1 rRNA gene is annotated in these 3,066 nt (G+C 48.7%); it reads right to left on the bottom strand.

Going from position 1 to position 3,066, the window contains the following annotated elements:
- Positions 1-5: 5 nt before the first annotated feature.
- Positions 6-2,927, bottom strand: a 23S ribosomal RNA gene (locus HMPREF2629_RS08940).
- Positions 2,928-3,066: the final 139 nt, after the last annotated feature.

Here is a 3,066-nt window from a genome sequence, read left to right as displayed (position 1 = left end):
AAAAATTGATTAAGTCTTCGATCGATTAGTATTCGTCAGCTCCACGTGTCACCACGCTTCCACCTCGAACCTATTAACCTCATCATCTCTGAGGGATCTTATAACCGAAGTTGGGAAATCTCATCTTGAGGGGGGCTTCATGCTTAGATGCTTTCAGCACTTATCCCGTCCATACATAGCTACCCAGCTATGCCGTTGGCACGACAACTGGTACACCAGAGGTATGTCCATCCCGGTCCTCTCGTACTAAGGACAGCTCCTCTCAAATTTCCTACGCCCACGACGGATAGGGACCGAACTGTCTCACGACGTTCTGAACCCAGCTCGCGTACCGCTTTAATGGGCGAACAGCCCAACCCTTGGGACCGACTACAGCCCCAGGATGCGATGAGCCGACATCGAGGTGCCAAACCTCCCCGTCGATGTGAACTCTTGGGGGAGATAAGCCTGTTATCCCCGGGGTAGCTTTTATCCGTTGAGCGATGGCCCTTCCATGCGGAACCACCGGATCACTAAGTCCGTCTTTCGACCCTGCTCGACTTGTAGGTCTCGCAGTCAAGCTCCCTTATGCCTTTACACTCTATGAATGATTTCCAACCATTCTGAGGGAACCTTTGAGCGCCTCCGTTACCTTTTAGGAGGCGACCGCCCCAGTCAAACTGCCCGCCTGACACTGTCTCCCACCACGATAAGTGGTGCGGGTTAGAAAGCCAACACAGCTAGGGTAGTATCCCACCAACGCCTCCACGTAAGCTAGCGCTCACGTTTCAAAGGCTCCTACCTATCCTGTACAAGCTGTGCCGAATTTCAATATCAGGCTACAGTAAAGCTCCACGGGGTCTTTCCGTCCTGTCGCGGGTAACCTGCATCTTCACAGGTACTATGATTTCACCGAGTCTCTCGTTGAGACAGTGCCCAAATCGTTACGCCTTTCGTGCGGGTCGGAACTTACCCGACAAGGAATTTCGCTACCTTAGGACCGTTATAGTTACGGCCGCCGTTTACTGGGGCTTCGATTCGTAGCTTCGCAGAAGCTAACCACTCCTCTTAACCTTCCAGCACCGGGCAGGCGTCAGCCCCTATACATCACCTTACGGTTTAGCAGAGACCTGTGTTTTTGATAAACAGTCGCTTGGGCCTATTCACTGCGGCTCTTCTGGGCTTGCACCCTAAAGAGCACCCCTTCTCCCGAAGTTACGGGGTCATTTTGCCGAGTTCCTTAACGAGAGTTCGCTCGCTCACCTTAGAATTCTCATCTTGACTACCTGTGTCGGTTTGCGGTACGGGCACCTAATCTCTATCTAGAGGCTTTTCTCGGCAGTGTGAAATCAACGACTCGAGGAAACAATTTCCTCTCCCCATCACAGCTCAATCTTAAGAGTGCCGGATTTGCCTAACACTCAATCTCACTGCTTAGACGTACAATCCAATCGTACGCTTCGCCTATCCTACTGCGTCCCCCCATCGATTAAAACGATTATAGGTGGTACAGGAATATCAACCTGTTATCCATCGCCTACGCCTGTCGGCCTCAGCTTAGGACCCGACTAACCCAGAGCGGACGAGCCTTCCTCTGGAAACCTTAGTCAATCGGTGGACGGGATTCTCACCCGTCTTTCGCTACTCACACCGGCATTCTCACTTCTAAGCGCTCCACATGTCCTTGCGATCATGCTTCAACGCCCTTAGAACGCTCTCCTACCATTGTCCAAAGGACAATCCACAGCTTCGGTAATATGTTTAGCCCCGGTACATTTTCGGCGCAGTGTCACTCGACTAGTGAGCTATTACGCACTCTTTAAATGATGGCTGCTTCTAAGCCAACATCCTAGTTGTCTGGGCAACGCCACATCCTTTTCCACTTAACATATATTTTGGGACCTTAGCTGGTGGTCTGGGCTGTTTCCCTTTCGAACACGGACCTTATCACCCATGTTCTGACTCCCAAGTTAAATTAATTGGCATTCGGAGTTTGTCTGAATTCGGTAACCCGAGAGGGGCCCCTCGTCCAAACAGTGCTCTACCTCCAATAATCATCACTTGAGGCTAGCCCTAAAGCTATTTCGGAGAGAACCAGCTATCTCCAAGTTCGATTGGAATTTCTCCGCTACCCACAGTTCATCCGCTCACTTTTCAACGTAAGTCGGTTCGGTCCTCCATTCAGTGTTACCTGAACTTCAACCTGACCATGGGTAGATCACCTGGTTTCGGGTCTACGACCAAATACTATACGCCCTATTCAGACTCGCTTTCGCTACGGCTCCACATTTTCTGCTTAACCTTGCATCAGATCGTAACTCGCCGGTTCATTCTACAAAAGGCACGCCATCACCCATTAACGGGCTCTGACTACTTGTAAGCACACGGTTTCAAGTTCTCTTTCACTCCCCTTCCGGGGTACTTTTCACCTTTCCCTCACGGTACTGGTTCACTATCGGTCACTAGAGAGTATTTAGCCTTAGGAGATGGTCCTCCCAGATTCCGACGGAATTTCACGTGCTCCGTCGTACTCAGGATCCACTCAAGAGAGAATATATTTTCAACTACAGGATTATTACCTTCTTTGATTCAACTTTCCAGATGATTCGTTTAATATATTCCTTTGTAACTCCGTATAGAGTGTCCTACAACCCCAATAAGCAAGCTTATTGGTTTGGGCTCTTCCCGTTTCGCTCGCCGCTACTCAGGGAATCGAATTTTCTTTCTCTTCCTCCGGGTACTAAGATGTTTCAGTTCTCCGGGTCTGCCTTCTGACAAGCTATGAATTCACTTGTCGATAACACAACATAACTTGTGCTGGGTTCCCCCATTCGGAAATCTCTGGATCAACGCTTACTTACAGCTACCCAAAGCATATCGTCGTTAGTAACGTCCTTCATCGGCTTCTAGTGCCAAGGCATCCACCGTGCGCCCTTAATAACTTAATCTAATATAGTTATTAATCTGTGAGTGTTCTTTCGAACACTAGCGATTATTTTTTATGAATTCAAGCTTATTTAAAACTCTATTCACTCGGTTTTGCTTGGTAAAATCTATTTACTTACTTATCTAGTTTTCAATGTACAA

This window comes from Staphylococcus sp. HMSC034C12, assembly GCF_001835895.1.
Classification (GTDB): domain Bacteria; phylum Bacillota; class Bacilli; order Staphylococcales; family Staphylococcaceae; genus Staphylococcus; species Staphylococcus hominis.
The sequence above is the reverse complement of the archived record's forward strand: the minus strand, read 5'-3'. Positions and strand labels throughout refer to the sequence as shown.